The 20,061-nt window shown below is 71.1% G+C and carries 13 protein-coding genes and 1 tRNA gene; 10 read left to right on the top strand and 4 right to left on the bottom strand.

Going from position 1 to position 20,061, the window contains the following annotated elements:
- Window positions 1-26: 26 nt before the first annotated feature.
- Entirely contained in the window at window positions 27-1,109 is a 1,083-nt protein-coding gene (locus HQQ85_RS05255) for a phosphotransferase (RefSeq protein ID WP_173181404.1), read from the bottom strand.
- Window positions 1,110-1,171: 62 nt separating this feature from the next.
- On the opposite strand from HQQ85_RS05255, the gene nudC reads away from it, so the two are divergent.
- A complete protein-coding gene (gene nudC, locus HQQ85_RS05250) occupies window positions 1,172-2,266 on the top strand; it encodes an NAD(+) diphosphatase (protein WP_173181403.1) in 1,095 nt (364 codons plus the stop codon).
- Entirely contained in the window at window positions 2,263-3,987 is a 1,725-nt protein-coding gene (locus HQQ85_RS05245) for an ATP-dependent helicase (protein ID WP_173181402.1), read from the top strand. The genes nudC and HQQ85_RS05245 overlap by 4 nt, the downstream gene beginning before the upstream one ends.
- A gap of 872 nt (window positions 3,988-4,859) precedes the next feature.
- Here HQQ85_RS05245 and HQQ85_RS05240 read toward each other — a convergent pair.
- Window positions 4,860-6,233 (bottom strand): zinc-dependent metalloprotease, encoded by a 1,374-nt coding sequence (locus tag HQQ85_RS05240; RefSeq protein WP_371741771.1) that lies wholly within the window; start codon window positions 6,231-6,233, stop codon window positions 4,860-4,862.
- Window positions 6,234-6,376: 143 nt separating this feature from the next.
- Here HQQ85_RS05240 and HQQ85_RS05235 point away from each other — a divergent pair, with 143 nt between their 5' ends.
- The 6 genes from HQQ85_RS05235 (at window position 6,377) to HQQ85_RS05210 (ending at window position 15,241) form a co-directional block, all read left to right on the top strand.
- Window positions 6,377-7,480, top strand: a complete 1,104-nt coding sequence (locus HQQ85_RS05235; protein WP_371741770.1) for a PDZ domain-containing protein — start codon at window positions 6,377-6,379, stop codon at window positions 7,478-7,480.
- 107 nt (window positions 7,481-7,587) lie between these two features.
- Window positions 7,588-10,560, top strand: coding sequence for a UPF0182 family protein (locus tag HQQ85_RS05230; protein WP_371741769.1), 2,973 nt, complete (start codon window positions 7,588-7,590; stop codon window positions 10,558-10,560).
- Window positions 10,561-10,612: 52 nt separating this feature from the next.
- Window positions 10,613-10,686 (top strand) — tRNA-Met (locus HQQ85_RS05225).
- Between the two features lie 150 nt (window positions 10,687-10,836).
- Window positions 10,837-12,156, top strand: coding sequence for a cysteine desulfurase (locus tag HQQ85_RS05220; RefSeq protein WP_173181401.1), 1,320 nt, complete (start codon window positions 10,837-10,839; stop codon window positions 12,154-12,156).
- Window positions 12,156-12,596 carry a Fe-S cluster assembly sulfur transfer protein SufU gene (gene sufU, locus HQQ85_RS05215; protein ID WP_173181400.1) on the top strand — a complete coding sequence of 147 codons (441 nt, stop codon included), beginning with the start codon at window positions 12,156-12,158 and terminating at the stop codon, window positions 12,594-12,596. Before HQQ85_RS05220 ends, sufU begins: the two co-directional genes overlap by 1 nt.
- Window positions 12,597-12,631: 35 nt before the next feature.
- Window positions 12,632-15,241, top strand: a complete 2,610-nt coding sequence (locus tag HQQ85_RS05210; RefSeq protein ID WP_173181399.1) for a glucosidase — start codon at window positions 12,632-12,634, stop codon at window positions 15,239-15,241.
- On the opposite strand, the gene HQQ85_RS05205 is transcribed toward HQQ85_RS05210, so the two are convergent.
- A complete protein-coding gene (locus HQQ85_RS05205; protein WP_173181398.1) occupies window positions 15,216-16,169 on the bottom strand; it encodes a DMT family transporter in 954 nt (317 codons plus the stop codon). The genes HQQ85_RS05210 and HQQ85_RS05205 overlap by 26 nt on opposite strands.
- 53 nt (window positions 16,170-16,222) lie before the next feature.
- A complete protein-coding gene (locus tag HQQ85_RS05200) occupies window positions 16,223-16,537 on the bottom strand; it encodes a hypothetical protein (protein ID WP_173181397.1) in 315 nt (104 codons plus the stop codon).
- Between the two features lie 156 nt (window positions 16,538-16,693).
- Between HQQ85_RS05200 and HQQ85_RS05195 the strand changes: the two genes are divergently transcribed.
- Both HQQ85_RS05195 and HQQ85_RS05190 read left to right on the top strand, forming a co-directional pair.
- On the top strand, window positions 16,694-18,379 hold the full coding sequence (locus HQQ85_RS05195; protein ID WP_173181396.1) for a M28 family peptidase: 1,686 nt from the start codon (window positions 16,694-16,696) through the stop codon (window positions 18,377-18,379).
- A gap of 50 nt (window positions 18,380-18,429) precedes the next feature.
- The gene (locus HQQ85_RS05190) at window positions 18,430-19,983 is read left to right on the top strand and encodes a family 14 glycosylhydrolase (protein WP_173181395.1); all 1,554 of its coding nucleotides are present in this window, start codon (window positions 18,430-18,432) and stop codon (window positions 19,981-19,983) included.
- Window positions 19,984-20,061 lie beyond the last annotated feature (78 nt).

Below are 20,061 nucleotides of genomic sequence, written 5' to 3'. Positions count from 1 at the left end.
CCGTTCTGCGTCGAGGGTGGAGCGGCTCAGTCCTCCGCGATGCGGTTCGCGTGGTCGTTCGAGAGGGGGCCGAGCCCCGAACCGGCGCGCGCAGCGCCCGCGGCGACGCCGCCCGAGACGGGGGTGCGGTCGAGCAGCGCCTCGACGTCCTCGAGACCCATGATCTGGCCGGTGTCGGTCGACAGCGGGTTGAGCAGGTCGTTCTGCACGGTGGCGTGCAGGCCCGCGAGCATGTTCTCGGCGTCGGCGATGATGGCCTCGTCGCGGCTGTCGACCCCGTGCAGCAGCCAGCGCGCGATCTCCAGCTCGGCGTAGAGCCGGGCGCGCTTGCGCAGCTGGTGGTCGGCGGGCTTCGTCACGGCGCGCGCGTAGGCGGCGTAGACGCGGTCGGCGCTCTCGATGTGGGTCGCCGAGTTGAGCCAGAACAGATCCAGCGCCGGGTCGCCGACGCGTAGGTTGTGCCAGTTCAGGATGCCCGTGACCTGGTCGGCCGCGATCAGGAACGACTCCGGGGCGAGCGCCCCGTGCACGACCGTCGGCTGGAACTGCCAGAGCGCGCTGTCCTCCAGCGCGAGCGACCAGCGGGTCAGCAGCTCCTTCGGCACCCGGCCCGACGCCGCGGCGCGGTCGGTGAGCTTGCGGGAGGTGGCGGCGATCTGGCCGGCCGAGTTCGAGGGCAGCCCCGCATCCGACACCACCGAGGTGGGCAGCGAGTGGATGCCCGCGATCGCCCGCCCGATCGAGTCGGACGCGCTCTCCTCGCCGCCGACGTCGGCGAGCGACCCGGGGCGGCCGGGGATGTAGTCGTAGACCACGGCCCGGGTGTCGCCGACGGGCGTCTGGCCGAGGAAGGCCGGAACGTGGAAGAGCAGTCGCGAGCGCACGCCCGGGGTCAGCGCGTTCAGGGCGACGAGGTCGCGCGACTGCTCCGAGCCCGCATCGTCGTCGCGCGGCACCCGCACCACCAGTTCGTCGCCCGAGCGCAGCGTGACGACCGCCGAGTCGAAGCGGCCCACGGTGTTCGTGGAGAGCGGGCGGGTCGCGACGATGTCCGCCCCGGCGACGGCCGAGGTCGCGAGCGCGGCTAGAGTGAAGTGGGATCTCGCCATGCCCTCCAGGGTACGGCGGGCAGGCTCCCGCACCGGCTTTCGCCACGCACGATTGGTCAACCATGTCCCGCGCTTTCCCGTCTTCGCTGCCCCTCTCGCGGCACCGCATCGACCGGGACCACGACACCCGTTCCGACCCCGCCGCCCTCGACCGGCTCTGGTCCTCCGACCGCGCCCGCGTGCTGGTGCTGAACCGCGGCCTGGCGCTCGCCTCGACCGGCTCCGACCCCGAGGGCTGGGACGGCTTCGGCGAGCCGCCGGCGAACCGCCGCACCGAACTCGCCCTCCTCCGCCCCGACGAGCTGGGCGACGACACCGCCGATCCCGACACCGCCGCCGGCCCTGTCCGCCTCTACCTCGGCATCCTGCTCGACACCGACGATCGGCCGACGGGTGCCCCGGTCTTCGCGATCACGGTCCCGGATGCTCGCGCCGACGCCCTCGTCGCGGAACGCCCGGGCGCCGCCTGGGTCAACCTCCGTCTCGTGGCGACCGAGCTCGACGACAGCGCCGCCGGAGTCTTCACCGAGGCCCTGGCGATGATGAACTGGCACGCCGTCAGCAGCCACTGCCCGCGCTGCGGAGCGACCACCACGGTCGAGAGCGGAGGCTGGGTGAGGCGGTGCACCGTCGAGGGCGTCGAGCTCTTCCCCCGCACCGACGCCGCCGTGATCGTCGGCATCGTCGACGCCGAGGAGCGGCTGCTGCTCGGGTCGAACGCGCTTTGGGAGAACAACCGATACTCGCTGCTGGCCGGCTTCGTGGAGCCGGGAGAGTCGCTCGAAGCGGCCGCCATCCGCGAGATCGCCGAGGAGTCGGGCGTCGTGATCGCCGACCCGGAGTACGTCGGCTCGCAGCCGTGGCCGTTCCCGGCCTCGCTGATGGTGGGCTTCATGGCGCGGGTCGCCGAGGACGGCGCCGCCGGCGAGCGTCCCGACGGCGACGAGATCATCGACCTCCGGTGGTTCAGCCGGGAGGAGATCGTCGACCCGGACAACGGCATCCTGCTGCCCGGGCCCTCGTCGATCGCGCGGGCGATCATCGAGCGCTGGTACGGCGGACCGCTGCTGCCGCGCGAGACCGCGTCCGCCGTCGTGCTGCCCGCCGATGCGGCGGCCGACGAGCGCCCGGTGCCGAGCGGCTCGGGAGAGGGATGATCGGCACCTCGTCGGAGGAGCTGCTGGAGGCCCTCGATCCGCAGCAGCGGATCGCGGCGCGGGCGCTGCTCGGTCCGGTCTGCATCCTCGCCGGAGCGGGCACGGGCAAGACCCGCGCCATCACGCACCGCATCGCCTACGGCGTCGCCACCGGCGTGTACTCGCCCGGCCGCGTGATGGCGCTGACCTTCACCTCGCGCGCGGCGGCCGAGCTGCGCTCGCGACTGCGTCCGCTCGGCGCGGGCGGGGTCGCCGCGCGCACCTTCCACGCCGCGGCACTGTCGCAGCTGAACTACTTCTGGCCGCAGGTGATCGGGGGCGAGGCTCCCCGCATCGTCGAGAACAAGGCGCGGGCGATCGCCCACGCGGCCGAGACGCTGCGCCTGCGGGTCGACACGGCGACCCTCCGCGACGTCGCCGCCGAGATCGAGTGGCGGAAGGTCTCGAACATCTCGCTCGCGGACTACGAGCTGAAGGCGCGCACCGCGCGGACGATGCCCTCGAACCTGTCGGTCGAGCAGATGATCGAGCTGCAGGAGCGCTACGAGGCGCTGAAGGACGAGCGCCGGCAGCTCGATTTCGAGGACGTGCTGCTCGCCACGGCGGGGATGATCGAGATCGAGCCGTCGGTCGCCATCCAGGTGCGGGAGCAGTACCGGTTCTTCGTCGTCGACGAGTACCAGGACGTCTCCCCGCTGCAGCACCACCTCCTCCAGCTCTGGCTCGGTGACCGCCGCGACCTCTGCGTCGTGGGCGACGCGAGCCAGACGATCTACTCCTTCGCCGGGGCGAGCGCGGACTTCCTGCTCGACTTCCCCCGCCGGCACGAGAGCGCCACGGTGGTGACGCTCGAGCAGAACTACCGCTCGACCCCGCCGATCGTGGCCTCGGCCAACCGCCTGATGCGCGGCCGCCCCGGCGCCCTGACCCTGCACTCGGCGGCGAGGAGTTCAGAGGCTGTGGCCGACACCCCGCCCGAGCCCACCGTCACCGCCTACCGCCACGACCTCGACGAGGCCGCCGGCGTCGCCGCCGAGATCGCCCGCCTCGTCGAGTCGGGCACGCCTCCGCAGGACATCGCGGTGCTCTACCGCATCAACGCCCAGTCGGCCCCGCTCGAGCAGGCCCTCACCGCGGCCGGCGTCAGCTACCAGCTCCGCGGCGCCACCCGCTTCTTCGACCAGCCCGACGTGAAGCGCGCCGTGATGGAGCTGCGCGCCGCCTCGGTCTCGATCTCGGACGAGCCGCTCTTCAAGTCGGTCAGCGACGTGCTCCGCTCCCGCGGCTGGACCCAGGTTCCGCCCGAGGGCGTCGGCGCCGTGCGCGACCGTTGGGAGTCGCTCAACGCGCTGATCGGCCTCGCCGAGAGCATGCCCGCCGGCACGACCTTCCGCCAGTTCACCGACGAGCTGATGGAGCGCCAGTCCTCCCAGCACGAGCCCACCGTGCGCGCCGTGACGCTCGCCACCCTGCACTCGGCCAAGGGCCTGGAGTGGCCGGCGGTCTTCATCGTCGGAGTCTCGGAGGGTCTGCTGCCGATCAGCTACGCCTCGGGTCTCGAGGGCGTCGACGAGGAGCGTCGACTGCTCTACGTCGGCATCACCCGGGCCCGGGAACGGCTGCAGCTCTCGTGGGCGGCGGCCGGGATCCGGCGTGGGGCGGCGAGGACGGCGTCGCGCTTCCTGGCAGAGACCGGCATCCGCAGCGTGGATGCGGACTAAGCGACTCCACCGTCACCCCGTCGGGCTCGAGCATCGCCGAGGGCCGCACCCGCAGAGCTCGGCCCGGCCAGGGGCTCGGTGAGCCGCGCGTGGTGAGGGAGCGGTGCTCGCGCAGGGCGTCGACGACGAGGCCGGCCGCCATCGACGCACCCACCGCGTCCGCCGTCGGAGCCTGACGGCTCGCCAGCTGCGAGGCGAGCGCGGGCCAGCAGGGGTCGGCCTCGGCGCGCGCGAACTCGAGGCAGGCGGCGCACGCCGAGGTGCCGCCGACGACCATCGGCCCGACACGCACCGAGCGGTCGCCGAACTCCACGAGAAGGTGCGGCACGTCGTCGCGCAGCCACGCGGATGCCCGGCGTGGCGCCGTGGCGTAGTGCGAGACCAGCACACCGAACGCCGGCGCGGCACCCGGTGCAGCGGTGACAGCCCCACACCGACGCAGCAGCGCGGAGATGGAAGGCGCCGGTGCCCCGTGCCCCCGTACCTCTACCGCCACCCCGTCGAGCGCGGCCGCCCGAGACGGCGGCGACCGTTCGAGCGCCGGGGTGACCGAGGCCAGCAGGGCGTCGACCGAGGGGGGAGTGATGCCCTGCGACGACGCGAGCGCGCCGAGCACCGGCCGGGACACGCCCTTCTGCAGCACCCCCAGCAGGAAGTGCTGCCCGGCGTCGAGCCCCCGCAGCCTCAGCAGCGGATGCTCGACCCCGAACTGCACCTCGTCGGGGGTGCGCCAGACCAACGGATGGGACGGAGAGAGTCGGAGTGCCATGCGGGCATCCTGTCGCCCCGGTCAGCCCCGCAAGCAGTTATCAACAGCCCGGTCGGCGAAGACGCCGAAGAAGCCGACCCGTGCAGGAGAGGCCGGTGACGTCTCAGACCACCGGAGGCTGCTCGTCCCCTCGCGGCGACTCGCCCTGCGGCGAATCGCCCCGCGACTCCTCCTCGCGCAGCAGATCCTCCAGCGCCTGGTCCATCTCGTCGGGCTCGGGCTCGCCGGCCTGCAGCCGGGCGATGAACGCCGCCGGGTCGTCGAGGTCGGCCGTGGTGGGTACCAGGTCGGGGTGCGACCACAGGGCGTCGCGCTGCTCCTGGCCCACCGCATCCGTCACCTGCTGCCACATCGCCGCCGCCTCGCGGAGGCGCCGGGGTCGCAGCTCGAGCCCGATCAGGGCGCCGAACGCCGACTCGGCCGGGCCGCCCGACGCACGGCGCCGGCGCACGGTCTCGGCCACCGAGTTCCAGCGAGGCAGCCGCACCGAGGCCTGCGCGGTGACGGTGTCGACCCAGCCCTCGATCAGGGCGAGGGTGGTCTCCAGGCGCGCGAGGGCGTGCTGCTGCTGCTCGGTCTTCGGCGGGATGAGCGCTCCGCTCGCCATCGCCTGCTTCAGCTCCTCGGGGTTCGAGGGGTCGAAGCTGCCGGCCAGCTCCTCGAGGCGCTCGGTGTCGATCGAGATGCCCTTGGCGAACTCGGTGATGGACGAGATGACGTGCAGTCGCAGCCAGCGCGCGTGCCGGAACAGGCGGGCGTGGGCGAGTTCACGGATGGCGAGATAGAGTTGCACCTCGTCGTCGGGAATGTCGAGACCCTCGCCGAACTCGGCCATGTTCTGCGGCACGAGCGCCGCCTGGCCCTCCTCGAGCAGGGGGATGCCGACGTCGCCGCCCGAGACGACCTCCTTCGAGAGCTGGCCGACGATCTGGCCGAGCTGCATCGCGAAGAGGGTGCCGCCGAGGTTGCGCATCAACTGGCTGGCGCCCGCGATCATGCCCGCCATCTCCTCCGGTGCCTGGTTCTGCAGCACGTCGGTGAGGGCGTCGGCGATCGACTCGGCGACCGGCTCGGCCAGCTGGGTCCAGACCGGAACCGTGGTGGTGGCCCACTCCTGGCGGGTCATCAGGCGGGGGGCGACGGCCGAGTCGGAGAGGCCGGTGACCTCGTCGAGCCACATCGTCGCGATGTGCAGGGCCTGGTCGAGCTGCGCCTTCGTCTGGTCGGTGACGGCGAGGCTGCCGGCGGCCGAGATCTCCTGCGCCTGCTTGGTGGCGACGCTCCAGTCGACCCCGTCGCCCGAGGCCTGCATGGCGTTCTGCAGCTGCGCCATGAGCTGCGACACGGCGGCCGGATCGGACGGCAGGCCGGCCGCGGAGGCCAGCTTCGAGGGGTCGATGTCGGAGTTGCCCGAGAGGAACTGCCGAAGCATGTCGCGGAACTCGTCCTCCGGCTGGTCGCGGTTCTCGTCGCTCACGGTGTCCTCCATGCGGGCTGTCAGATAGTGCTCCTACGCTAACCGGTGGCCCACCGCCCAGGCTGGGTTTTCCCATAAGCTTGAGCGCTGCTGCGTGCGCCCGTGGCGAACAGCCACCCGAGTGCCGACAGCGAGAGGATGCCGTGAGTCTGTTCGAACCCGACGACGCGCGGCCGCGCCCGTCGCGCCGCGTGCGCACCGGCTGGACCGTGCTGCTGATCGCCCTCGTGCTGGGACTCGTGATGAGCTTCCTGCCGGCCCCCTACGTGATCGAGCAGCCGGGCCCCGTTTTCGACACCTTGGGCAGCCAGGAGCAGGACGGCGAGGACGTGCCGCTGATCTCCATCGAGGGCGCCGACACCTACCCCACGGCCGGCACGCTCGACATGCTCACCGTCTCGGTGCGGGGCACGCCCGAGCAGCGCCCGTCCTGGGCCGAGATCCTCTCCGCCTGGTTCGACAGCTCGCGGGCAGTCCTCCCGATCGACGCGGTCTATCCGCCGACCGTCACCACCGAGCAGCGCGACGAGCAGAACGCCGCCCTCATGGTCGACAGCCAGAAGGAGGCCGTCGCGGCCGCCCTGTCGAACCTCGGCATCTCCTACACGACCGAGGTCACCGTGGCCGGACTCGACCCCGACGGCCCCGCCGCCGGGCAGCTCGACGCGGGCGACGCCATCCTCGCCGTGAACGGCCAGGCGGTCTCCGACGTCGACGCCCTGCGCGAGGCCCTCGCGACGAACGGCACCTCGACCCCGGCCGAGCTGACGGTCAAGCCCAGCGACGGCGGCGCCGAGAAGAGCGTCGCCATCACCCCGGTCATCTCCGAGCAGACGGATGCTCCGGCACTCGGCATCAGCGCCGGGTACGACTTCGAGTTCCCCTTCACGGTCGACATCCAGCTGAACGACGTCGGCGGCCCCAGCGCGGGCATGATGTTCGCCCTCGGGATCATCGACAAGCTCACGCCGGGCGAACTGAACGGCGGCGAGAACGTCGCCGGAACGGGAACGATCGACCAGGCCGGCGCGGTCGGCGAGATCGGCGGCATCCGCCAGAAGATGGTCGGTGCGAAAGACGCCGGGGCCGAGTACTTCCTCGCACCGGCCGCCAACTGCGACGACGTCGTGGGTCACGTGCCCGACGGCCTGCAGGTCTTCGCAGTGACGACCCTCGACGACTCGCTCGCCGTACTCGACGCGGTCGCCTCGGGCGGCGACACCTCGGCGTTGCCCACCTGCAGCTGATCGCCTCCAGCGGAATACCAGCGAATCGGGGCGTACCCCCAGCCAGCTCTCCCTAGGATTCCATTGTCTAGAATCGATGGACACCGCACAGCGAGCCAGAGGCATACGTGACTTCCCAAACAGCAGAGAAGCCCGCACGACGTTCGAGAGTCACTCTCGCGATCGCCATAGCGATCGTGGTCGTGCTCGCCATACTCTTCTTCGTCTTCTCCACCCTCTACACCGAGATCCTCTGGTACGACCAGCTGGGCTTCCTCAGCGTCCTGACGACGCAGTGGCTCGCCGGTGGAGTGATGTTCCTGGTGGGCTTCGTCGCCATGGCCGTGCCCGTCTGGGCCTCGATCGAGATCGCCTTCCGCTGGCGGCCCGTCTACGCGAAGCTCAACTCGCAGCTCGACCGCTACCAGCAGGTCATCGAGCCCCTCCGCCGCCTCGCCACCTTCGGCGTCCCGGCCGTGCTCGGACTCTTCGCCGGTGTCGCCACCGCCTCCCGCTGGCAGCTGACGCTGCAGTACCTGAACCGCACGGCGTTCGGCCAGACCGACCCGCAGTTCGGGCTCGACATCTCCTTCTACATCTACGACCTGCCGTTCTGGCGCGGAGCCGTCGGCTTCGCCTCGGCCGTCGTCATCGTCGCCGGCCTCGCGGCCATCGCCACGAGCTACCTCTACGGGGCCATCCGATTCTCGCAGCGGGAGGTGCGCATCTCGAAGATCGCGCGCATCCAGATGGCCGTCACCGCCACCATCTACCTGCTGCTGCAGGCCGTCAGCATCTGGCTCGACCAGTTCGCCACGCTCGCCAACAGCTCCGGCCTGATCACGGGTGCGTCGTACGCCGACGTCAACGCCACCATCCCGGGCCTGCAGATCCTAGCCGGCATCGCGGTGCTCGTCGCCGTGCTCTTCATCGTGGCCGCGGTCATCGGCCGCTGGCGCCTGCCGATCATCGGCACCGCGCTGCTCATCGTGAGCGCGCTCATCCTCGGCTCGCTCGCCCCCTGGGTCGTGCAGCGCTTCCAGGTCGACCCGAGCGAGCGCACGCTCGAGCAGGAGTTCATCCAGCGCAACATCGACATGACGCGCGACGCTTACGGGGTGGCCGACGTCGAGGAGACGCCCTACGAGGCGACCACCACCGCCGAGCCCGGGGCGCTCCGCAACGACGCGGCGACGACCGCGAACATCCGCATCCTCGACCCCGCGCTCGTCACCAAGTCGTTCCAGCAGCTGCAGCAGTTCCGGCAGTACTACCAGTTCCCCGACCACCTCGACGTCGACCGCTACGACATCGACGGCCAGGTTCAGGATGCGGTGGTCACCGTGCGCGACATCGACATCGACGCTCTCGGCTCGTCCGCCACCTGGTACAACCAGACGGTCGTCTACACCCACGGCTACGGCGTGGTCGCGGCCTTCGGCAACCAGCGCTCCGGAGACGGCCAGCCGGTCTTCATCGAGTCGGGCATCCCGTCGGTGGGCCAGCTCGGCGACTTCGAGCCGCGCATCTACTTCGGTGAGAACTCGCCCGCCTACTCGATCGTCGGCGGCCCGGAGGGCTCCGACCAGATCGAGCTCGACTACCCGTCGGGCGAGGACGGTGCGTCGCAGACGTACACGACCTTCGAGGGCAACGGCGGTCCGAAGCTCGACAACATCTTCAAGCGGCTCGTCTACGCGCTGAAGTTCCAGTCCGAGCAGATCTTCCTCTCCGACGCCGTGAACGACGACTCGCAGATCCTCTACGACCGCGACCCGGCCGAGCGTGTCTCCAAGGTCGCGCCGTACCTGACGATCGACTCCGACCCCTACCCGTCGGTCGTCGACGGCAAGGTCGTCTGGGTCGTCGACGGCTACACGACCTCGGCGAACTACCCGTACTCGCGGGTGCAGTCGCTCAGCTCGTCGATCGCCGACACCTACACGCCGACGCCGGCCTACCCCGTCGACGACATCAACTACATCCGCAACTCGGTGAAGGCCACGGTCGACGCCTACGACGGCTCGGTCACGCTCTACGCGTGGGACGAGAACGACCCGCTGCTGCAGACCTGGCAGAAGATCTACCCATCGACGGTGAAGCCGATCAGCGACATGAGCGGCGAGCTGATGAGCCACGTGCGCTACCCGGCCGACCTGTTCAAGGTGCAGCGCTCGATCCTCGGTCAGTACCACGTCACCGACGCGGGCTCCTTCTACTCGCAGGAGGACGCCTGGACGACGCCGAACGACCCGACGTCCTCCTCGACCAGCCCCACGCTGCAGCCGCCGTACTACCTGACGCTGCAGATGCCGACGCAGGACGATCCGTCGTACTCGCTCTACTCGACGTTCATCCCGGCGACGCAGCAGTCCGCCGAGAGCTCCCGGAACGTCCTGACCGGCTACCTCGCGGTCGACGCGAACGCCGGCAGCACCGACGGGGAGAAGTCCGGCGACTATGGCAAGCTGAGGCTCCTGACGCTGCCGAAGGACGACACGATCCCCGGCCCCGGCCAGGTGCAGAACAGCTTCTCCTCCGACCCGGCGGTCAGCTCGGCGCTGAACCTGCTGCGTCAGGGCGAGAGCCAGGTGATCAGTGGAAACCTGCTCACCCTGCCGGTCGGCGGCGGCCTGCTCTACGTGCAGCCGGTCTACGTGCAGTCACGCGGTGAGACGAGCTTCCCGCTGCTGCAGAAGGTGCTGGTCTCGTTCGGCAACAAGATCGCGTTCGAGAACACCCTCGACGGAGCGCTCGACTCGCTGTTCGGCGGCGACTCGGGAGCGAACGCGGGTGACGAGAACGTGATCCCGACCGACGACACGGGTGGCGGAGGAACCTCCGAGATCCCGACCGACGGCGGTACCACCGACCCGGGCACCGGCACGACCGACCCCGGCACGGGCACCACCGACCCCGGAACGTCGACCCCGGCACCCATCCTCACCGGTGACGCCGCCCTCACCCAGGCCCTGGCCGACGCGCAGCAGGCCCTGGCCGACCGCGACGCCGCGCTGAAGGCCGCCGACTGGACCGCCTACGGCGAGGCCGACGCCCGCCTGAAGGAGGCCGTCGACCGGGCCATCGCCGCCTCGCAGTAGCGGGCCGGTGGTGACGACCACTCCGAACGTGTGCTAGAGTTTCTTCTTGTGCCGCGGGGTGGAGCAGTTCGGTAGCTCGCTGGGCTCATAACCCAGAGGTCGCAGGTTCAAATCCTGTCCCCGCAACAAGACGAAGAGGCCCGGTCATCTGACCGGGCCTCTTCTGCGTAGTGGCTGGGCGTGCGGAAGCGGCGGAATGAAGTGTCCGCCGCAGCACTTGGACTCAGTGAACGACAGACGGAATCCGAGCACCCCGAGGCATCTGTGACTATCAACGTGAGCACCCTGAGCACGCGCGACAGCGTGGGCACTGCGACCGGCCCCGGCCTGAGCGACGCGGAGGTGCGGCGGTTGCGTGCCGACTTCCCCATCCTGGGTCGCAGCGTGAACGGGCATCCGCTCGTCTACCTCGACTCGGGCGCCACCTCGCAGAAGCCGCAGGCGGTCATCGACGCCGAGAGCCACTACTACGAGCACAGCAACGCCGCCGTGCACCGCGGAGCGCACACGCTGGCCGGCGAGGCCACCGAGCTGTTCGAGGATGCCCGCGCGACCGTGGCCCGTTTCGTGAACGTCGCCGACGACGAGATCGTCTGGACCTCGAACGCCACCGAGGGCATCAACCTCATCGCCTACGGCATCTCCAACGCGTCCCTCGGGCGCGGGGGAGCGGAAGCCGCCCGCTTCCGCATCGGCCCGGGCGACGAGATCGTCACCACCGAGCTCGAGCACCACGCGAACCTCGTGCCCTGGCAGGAGCTGGCGTTCCGCACCGGCGCGACGCTGAAGGTCATCGGGGTCGACGACGACGGCGCCCTGCGGCTCGACGAGGCGGCGGCCCTGATCGGCCCGCAGACGAAGCTCGTGGCCTTCAGCCACGTCTCGAACGTGCTGGGCGGAGTCAACCCGGTCGCCGAGCTCGTGGCCCTCGCGAAGTCCGTTGGCGCACTGACCGTGCTCGACGCCTGCCAGTCGGCGCCGCACCTGCCGCTCGACCTGACGGCGCTCGACGTCGACTTCGCGGTCTTCTCTGGGCACAAGATGCTCGCGCCCACGGGGATCGGTGTGCTCTACGGCCGCTCCGAGCTGCTGAACGCGCTGCCGCCGTTCCTGACGGGCGGGTCGATGATCACCACCGTCGGCCTCACCGAGTCCTCGTTCCTGCCGGCGCCGATGCGCTTCGAGGCGGGCACGCAGCGCGTCGCCCAGGTGATCGCGCTGTCCCGGGCCGTCGAGTACCTGCAGGGTGTCGGTCTCGACCGCATCGCCGTGCACGAGGCCGAGCTCGGCCGCCGGCTCGCCGAGGGGCTCCGTGCCGTTCCCGGCGTGCGGGTGCTGGGCCCGGGCGCCGGCGCCGAGCGGGTCGGTCTCGCGAGTTTCGTGGTCGAGGGCATCCACTCGCACGACGTCGGGCAGTTCCTCGACGACCGGGGCATCGCCGTGAGGGTGGGCCACCACTGCGCGCAGCCGATCCACCGGCGCTTCGGGGTAACCGCCACGACGCGGGCGAGCGGCTACCTCTACACGAGCACCGACGAGATCGACGCGGCCGTGGAGGCCGTCGCCGACTCGCGCGACTTCTTCCGGGTGGCGTGATGGCCTCGCGCGAACTCGAGAGCATGTACCAGCAGGTCATCCTCGACCACTCCAAGGAGAAGCACGGCTACGGCCTGCGCGAGGGCGCCGCGGGCTCCTCGCACCAGATCAACCCGACCTGCGGCGACGAGGTGACGCTGAACGTGCACCGCGGTGCCGACGGCGTCGTCGAGTCGGTGAGCTGGGAAGGGCAGGGCTGCTCTATCTCGACCGCCTCGGCCTCGCTGCTGAGCGACCTCGTGCACGAGCTGCCGGCCGACGAGTTGACCCGGCGCATCGACGCCTTCCGCGAGCTGATGCAGTCCAAGGGCGCCGTGGAAGGCGACGAGGAGCTGCTCGGCGACGCGGTCGCGCTCGGTGGCGTCTCGCGCTACGTCACCCGCATCAAGTGCGCGATGCTGCCGTGGGTGGCGCTCGAGCACGCGCTGGTGCAGGGCTGACAGAGCGGATGCTCGCGCGACCCTAGGATCGCAGCATGACCGACGAGCCCGCCTCAGCCGAGCGCCGCCGCCTCGCCGAGGCGGACACCGCCGGCTGGCGCGACTGGGGCCCCTACCTGGCCGAGCGCGCCTGGGGCACCGTACGCGAGGACTACAGCGCCGACGGCGACGCCTGGCGCTCCTTCCCGCACGATCACGCCCGCTCCCGCGTCTACCGCTGGAACGAGGACGGCATGGCCGGCTTCTCCGACGCCGAGCAGAGCTGGTGCCTCGCCCTCGCTCTCTGGAACGGCGCCGATCCGATCCTGAAGGAGCGGATGTTCGGCCTCTCCGGCCCCGAGGGCAACCACGGCGAGGACGTCAAGGAGTACTGGTGGTACCTCGACGGCACCCCCACCCACTCCTTCCAGCGCTGGCGCTACCACTACCCCCAGGCCGCCTTCCCCTACGCCGAGCTGGTCGAGCGGAACGCCGCCCGCTCGAAGAACGAGGACGAGTTCGAGCTCGCCGACACCGGCGTCTTCGACGACGACCGTTTCTGGGTCGTCACCGTCGACTACGCCAAGGCGGGCCCGCACGACCTCGTGATGAGCGTGACGGTCGAGAACGCCGGCCCCGACGAGGCGAGCATCGACGTGCTGCCGTCGCTCTGGTTCCGCAACACCTGGGGCTGGGAGGCCGAGCGCCCCGCCGAGCTGCCCGCGCTGCGGCAGAGCGCTCCGGGCACGATCTCGGGGTACCGCCCCGGGCATCCCGAGCTGACGCTGCGCATCGACGACGACCGCGCCGAGGCGCTTTTCTGCGACAACGAGACCGACACCGAGCTCCTCTACGGCGAACCCGGCATCTCGGCCCACCCCAAGAACGGCATCGGCGATCACGTCGTCGACGGGCGGCCGACGGTGAACCCGGCGGGCGAGGGAACGAAGAGCGCCTTTCGGGTGACGCTCACGGTGCCACCGGGCGGGTCGCGTACGCTGCGGCTGCGCCTCACCGAGGGGCCGGATGCGCAAGCTGCAGCCCTGGCCGACACCGTGCTCGCCGCCCGCCAGGCCGAGGCCGACGAGTTCTACGCCGAGGTGCTCCCGGCCGGCACGAGCCCGCAGGAGGCCGACATCGCCCGTCAGGCCTTCGCCGGGCTGACCTGGTCGAAGCAGTTCTACCACTTCGACGTGCGCCGCTGGCTGAGCGGCGACCCGAGTTCACCGCCGCCTCCGGCAGCGCGCTCGCGCATCCGGAACGCCGACTGGCGCCATCTGTCGAGCCGAGACGTGCTGCTCATGCCCGACCCGTGGGAGTACCCCTGGTTCGCCGCCTGGGACCTCGCCTTCCACTGCGTGACCTACGCCCATCTCGACCCGGAGTTCGCCAAGGCGCAGCTCGTGCTGCTGGTGCGCGAGTGGTACATGCACCCGAACGGGCAGCTGCCGGCCTACGAGTGGGACTTCGGCGACGTGAACCCGCCCATCCAGGCCTGGGCGGCGCTGCGCGTGTTCGAGATCGACGGGCACCGCGACCACCGCTTCCTCGGCCGGGTGTTCCACAAGCTGCTGATGAACTTCACCTGGTGGACCAACAACAAGGATCACGGCGACAACAACCTGTTCGAGGGCGGCTTCCTCGGCCTCGACAACATCGCGCCGCTCGACCGCTCCACGCTGCCGCCCGAGGTGGGCACCCTGGAGCAGGCCGACGCGACCGCCTGGATGGCGACCTACGCCCTGCAGCTGCTCGACATGGCGCTGCTGCTCACCGCCCACGACCCGGCCTACGAGGACGTCGCGACGAAGTTCTTCGAGCACTTCCTCGTGATCGCCGCCTCGGCCAACGAGGCCGGCCTCTGGAGCGAGGAGGACGCGTTCTACTACGACCTCCTGCACCTCGCCGACGGCCGGGACGTGCCGCTCGAGGTGCGCTCGCTCGTCGGTCTCGTGCCGGTGACGGCCGCGCTGGTGTTCGAGCGGCACCGCATGGGCGACCTCGACGAGTTCGTGCAGCGGGGGATCGCCTACCTGACCCGCAACCCGGGGTTCGCGCCCTTCGTGCACCTCCGCGAGCACGCCGACGGGGTGCGCAGCCTGCTCGCCCTGGTGTCGCCCGAACGGCTGGAGCGCATCCTGGGCGGGGTGCTCGACGACGAGCGGATGCTCTCGCCGCACGGCATCCGGAGCATCTCCGCCGAGCATCGAACCCATCCCTTCTCGGTCGAGGTCGCCGGGGCGCAGGCCGTCGTCGACTACGAGCCCGGGGAGTCGACCTCGGGGCTGTTCGGCGGCAACTCGAACTGGCGCGGCCCGGTCTGGTTCCCGCTGAACGTGCTGATCATCGAGTCGCTGCGGAGCTACGACACGAGTCTCGGCGAGCCTCACCTCGTGGAGTACCCGGCCGGGTCGGGGGAGCACGCCACCTTCGGCGAGATCGCCGACGACCTCTCGCGTCGGCTCGTCTCGCTGTTCGAGGGTGCCGACGGGCATCCGCGGCCCTCGGACGCGCGCTACCCGCTGCTGTCACGGCCACGGTGGCGCGACAACATCGCCTTCTACGAGTACTTCCACGGCGACACGGGCCAGGGGCTCGGCGCCTCGCACCAGACCGGGTGGACGGCGCTCGTCGCCCACCTCATCGTGACCCGGCGCCGGCCCTGACGGTCGGGGTGGGGCGGCTCCTCATCGGCAGGGTCAGCAGCAGGATGCCCGCGGCGAGCACCGCCAGTCCGACCGCGGCCACGGGCGCGAGCACCTCGCCGAGCAGCAGGGTGCCGAGCAGAGCCGCCGTGAGCGGCTCGGCGAGGGTCAGGGTCGCGACCGTCGCGGCGGGCAGGCGCGCGAGCCCCCAGCCGAACAGCACGTAGGCCAGAGCAGTCGTCACGACGCCCAGCCAGAGCGCCCCGGCGAGTCCTCCGGGCGTCAGCAGCCAGCTCCAGTCGGTCGCCAGCAGCAGGGGAAGGCTGGCAGCCGCGCCGACTCCGAAGACAGCCCCCATCGTGCCGCTCGGGGTCGCGCCCCGGTCGAGCAGCGCCTTGCTCGCGAGCGTGTAGACCGCGTACGAGAGGCCGGCGCCGAGCGAGGCCAGCAGGCCGGGCAGGTCGACTCCGGATGCGCTGCCCGCTCCCTCCGGCGTCAGCACGCCGCTGATCAGCACGACCCCTGCGAGTGCGATCACGGTGGCGACGCTCCAGCGGGCTCCCGGTGCCCGGCGGGTGAGCGGCCAGGCGAGGAGTCCGGTGACGACCGGGGCCGAGCCGAGGGCCACCACGGTGCCGATCGCGACGCCGTTGGCGCTCGTCCCGGCGAAGAAGGCGGGCTGGTAGGCGACGACGCCGGCGGCGCCGATCGCGACGAGGGCCCAGGAGGGGAGGCGGCCGCGGGTCGGGTGTCCCGGGGTGTGCCGAGGCCTCGGGGTGCGGCCGCGCATCCGGGAGCCGAGGGCGATCAGGGCCAGCAGGGTGCCCCCGACGAGGATGCGCGCCGCGCCGATCGACAGCGGTTCGGCACCGTCGGGGGCGAAGGCCTGCGCCGTGCCGGTCGTGCCGAAGCAGACGGCGGCCAGGAGCACGGCCAGGGCGGGGAGCATGCCTGATTGTTACACAATGACGCGGTCGCCACCAGCCACCTTGCGGCGCTCGCTCAGTCGACGGCGGAGATGCTGATCAGCACCACGAAGACGAGCGCGAGCACGGCGATGATGCCGAAGAAGGTGGCGAGCACGATCAGGCGCCGGTGCAGGTTGCGGATGAGCAGGCGCGCCTCGACCATGACGAGGTAGGAGAGCACGATCAGCACCACGCCGAGCAGGGCGACGCCGCTCGAGTCGACCTGCTGCAGGGCGAGCAGGAGCACGACCGAGATGGCCGCCATGATGCCGCCCACCACGAGCCAGATCGTGCCGGTGGAGGTGGTCAGGGAGGGCTGGTTGCCCATCTTCGTCGGGTCGTCGCTCATGGCCGGCTTCCTCGTGATGTTTCCATCAGGTTACCCCTTGCTCGATGACCCCTCCATGGGGGTAGCCTTCCGGAAACACTTCACGCCACTCAAGGGGAGAACCACGTGATCAGACGTCATCGGAGACTCACAGCGATCGGGATCGGAACGGGGGTGATGGTCGCAGGGGTCGCCGGTTTCGGAGCCTCGGCCGCGTATGCCGTCGATCCCGCCGATCTCGAGGAGCGGGTCACGGTCGAAGCAGTGATGGGCCACCTGCAGGCCCTGCAGGACATCGCGGATGCCAATGACGGCACCCGCGCCATCGGAACGCCCGGCTACGAGGAGAGCGGGCAGTACATCGAGAGCGTTCTGCGCGAGGCCGGCTACGAGCCGGTGCGGCAGGACTTCCAGGCGACGACGCAGTCGGTGGAGGCATTCTCGATCGATCTGCTCGGAACCGCCACCACCTACGACCCCGCCACCGGCGCGATCGACCCGGCCACGCCGGAGCGCGTGCTGATGGAGTTCACCCCCAGCACGCCGGCCGGCGGCATCGTCGACGCCGAGCTGGTGGCCCCGGCCACGCCGCTCGGCTGCGACGCCGCGGCCTGGGACGGCGTCGACGCCACCGGCAAGGTCGCCGTGGTGAGCCGCGGTGAGTGCGCCTTCTCGGAGAAGTCGCTCGCGGCCGGAGCCGCCGGAGCCGTCGCGATCCTCGTCTACAACAACGAGCCGGGGGCGCTGAACGGCACCTTCGGCGAGCCGGTCGACGGGCTGATCCCCGGAGTCGGCCTCACCCCCGAGGAGGGCGCCGACGCGCTCGCCGCCATTGCCGAGGGCCCGACCCTGGTCGACCTCGCGATCGAGCAGACGACGACCACCGTCGACACCTTCAACATCGTGACCGAGACGCCGAACGCCGATGACCACGAGAACGTCGTCATGCTCGGGGCGCACCTCGACTCGGTGCCCGCGGGCCCCGGCATCAACGACAACGGCAGCGGCTCGGCCTCGATCCTCGAGACCGCCGTGCAGCTCGCCGATTCGGGCCAGCTCGACCACGCCGTGCGCTTCGGCTGGTGGGGCGCCGAGGAGGTCGGACTCGTCGGCTCGACCGAGTACGTCTACAGCCTGCCGCCGGAGGAGCTGGGCAAGATCGCGACCTACCTCAACTTCGACATGGTCGGCTCGCCGAACTACATCATCGGGGTCTACGACGCCGACGGCTCCGACACGGAGGTCGACCCGGCGGTCAACATCCCCGAGGGCTCGATCGCGACCGAGAAGGCGCTGACGGACTACTTCGACGGCATCGGCCAGGCGCACCAGGGCACGAACTTCGACGGCCGCAGCGACTACCAGGCGTTCATCGACAACGGCGTGCCGGCCTCCGGCCTGTTCACCGGCGCCGAGGACATCAAGACGGAGGCCGAGGCCGAGCGCTTCGGGGGCACCGCCGGTGAGGCGTACGACCCGAACTACCACGCCGTGGGCGACGACATCGACAACATCAGCACGGAAGCGCTCGGCATCAACCTCGGTGCGATCGCCTCGGTGACGGCGTCGCTGTCGAACGACCTCTCGGCGATCCGCCCGGGTGTCGACCCGACGCCGACCCCGACGCCGACCCCCACGCCGACGCCGACGGCCACCGCGGCACCGCCGACGAGCGCTCCCACGGCCGCTCCGGCGCCCGGGTCGGGCAAGGGCTCGCTCGCGGCGACCGGTGCCGACGTGTCGGGGGCGCTCGCCGCCATCCCGCTCGCCGTGCTGGCGCTGGGTGCGGGCATCGTGCTGGTGGCGGTGCGGATGCGCCGGCCGTCGGCTGCGTCCTCGCCCTCGTCGCGCGATCAGGAGTAGGTGGAAAGTACTCAGGTAGGACGGTGGCCCCGCGTCCCTAGCGTGGGGGGATGGCATCTCGCATCCTCTCCCGCGTGGGGTTCTCACTCGCGGCCACCGCCCTCCTGACCGCCGGTCTCACCTCGACGGCCCCCGCTGCGCCGGCCTCGGCCGCGCCGGGGGCCGCGTCGACGGTCAACGTCATGGCCCCCCTCTTCGTGGAGGACTGGGCGAGTGACGGGCCCGACTGGCGGGCCTTCACCGCCTCGCTCGCGGTCGCCGACTCGCAGGGGGTCGACGCTCTCGCCGTCGACGTCTGGTGGGGCAAGGCCGAGCCGACGCGGGGAGGCTTCGACTGGGGCTACTACGACAAGCTCTTCAAGGCGGCCACCTCCGCCGGGCTCGACCTGGTGCCGATGATGTCGTTCCACCAGTGCGGCGGCAACGTCGGAGACGAGTGCAAGACGATCCCCGTCCCGTCGTGGGTGTGGGAGCCGTACCAGATCTGCGGCATCTACGGCCCGTGCGCGAGCGCCCCGGTCGACGACTTCTACCGCAGCGAGTACGGCAACCAGAACCGCGAGGCGGTGGCTCCGTGGGGCGTCGGCGTCGACCGGGCCCTGGTCGACATGCGCGACTTCATGAACGCGTTCGAAGACCACTACAGCCGCGGCACCACCGACTACCGGGGCCGCATCCAGGAGATCACCATCGGCACCGGCCCGGCCGGCGAACTGCGCTACCCGTCTTACGCCCACCACGACGACACGGCGCCGGGCAGCCCCGCGGCCTACCCGAACCGCGGCACCTTCCAGAGCTACACCGACACAGCGGTGCGCGACTTCGCCGACTGGGCCGTCGCGAAGTACGGCTCGGTGGCCGGGGTCGGCACCGCCTGGTCGATTCCGGGCCTCAGCTACGCGGCCATCACGCCGCCCACCGACCACGACCGCTTCATCACCTCGGGGTCGTACGCGTCGCTGCAGTACGGGCGCGACTTCACCCGCTGGTACAGCGAGAGCCTGCTCTCGCACGGGCACGACGTCATGGTGCAGGCCATCCGTGCCTTCGACGGGCCGTTCGCCGCCGTGCCGCTCGGGCTCAAGGTGCCCGGGGTGCACTGGCAGACCATGGCGACCAGCCCGATGCGTCGGGTGCCCGAGATCGCGGCCGGGCTGGTGCACACCGACCAGGCCTACAACGACGCCTCCACCGGGCACGGCTACGACGGCGTGATGGGGCTCGTGCACGATCTCGAGACCCGGGGAGACGGGGCGTCGGCACCCACTCACCCGATCACGCTGCACTTCACGGCGCTCGAGATGCCCGACGGGCGGGAGTGGGACGGCTCCGATCACGCCTACTCCGACGCCGCGTCGCTCGTGACCTGGGTCGGTGCGGCGGCCGCGCGGGCGCACGTCACGCTGAAGGGCGAGAACGCGCTCGCGGGCAGCCTCGGCAGTGCCGGGTCGCCGTCGACGGTCGGCTGGTCGCACATCCGCGACGCCTTCAGCGGGTGGCCGACCGCCTATCGCGGGCTGACGCTGCTGCGCATCTCCGACGTGTCGGGGCCGGGCGCGGCGGGCCGCGGCGAGTTCGAGCGGTTCCTGCGCGACTTCCACTGAGCGGAGGCCCGGGGCTGCGCGACTTCCACTGAGCGGATGCGCTGCGCTGCGCTGCGCGGCGAGGTGAGTGGATGCCCG

The organism is Herbiconiux sp. VKM Ac-2851 (assembly GCF_013205105.1).
GTDB lineage: Bacteria > Actinomycetota > Actinomycetes > Actinomycetales > Microbacteriaceae > Herbiconiux > Herbiconiux flava.
This window is presented reverse-complemented; position numbering and strand designations above follow the sequence as displayed.

Coding starts and splice junctions, on each gene's coding strand:
- HQQ85_RS05255 (WP_173181404.1), bottom strand. CDS start 1,109: ATGGCGAGATCCCACTTCACTCTAGCCGCGCTCGCGACCTCGGCCGTC.
- nudC (WP_173181403.1), top strand. CDS start 1,172: ATGTCCCGCGCTTTCCCGTCTTCGCTGCCCCTCTCGCGGCACCGCATC.
- HQQ85_RS05245 (WP_173181402.1), top strand. CDS start 2,263: ATGATCGGCACCTCGTCGGAGGAGCTGCTGGAGGCCCTCGATCCGCAG.
- sufU (WP_173181400.1), top strand. CDS start 12,156: ATGGCCTCGCGCGAACTCGAGAGCATGTACCAGCAGGTCATCCTCGAC.
- HQQ85_RS05210 (WP_173181399.1), top strand. CDS start 12,632: ATGACCGACGAGCCCGCCTCAGCCGAGCGCCGCCGCCTCGCCGAGGCG.
- HQQ85_RS05205 (WP_173181398.1), bottom strand. CDS start 16,169: ATGCTCCCCGCCCTGGCCGTGCTCCTGGCCGCCGTCTGCTTCGGCACG.
- HQQ85_RS05200 (WP_173181397.1), bottom strand. CDS start 16,537: ATGAGCGACGACCCGACGAAGATGGGCAACCAGCCCTCCCTGACCACC.
- HQQ85_RS05195 (WP_173181396.1), top strand. CDS start 16,694: ATGGTCGCAGGGGTCGCCGGTTTCGGAGCCTCGGCCGCGTATGCCGTC.
- HQQ85_RS05190 (WP_173181395.1), top strand. CDS start 18,430: ATGGCATCTCGCATCCTCTCCCGCGTGGGGTTCTCACTCGCGGCCACC.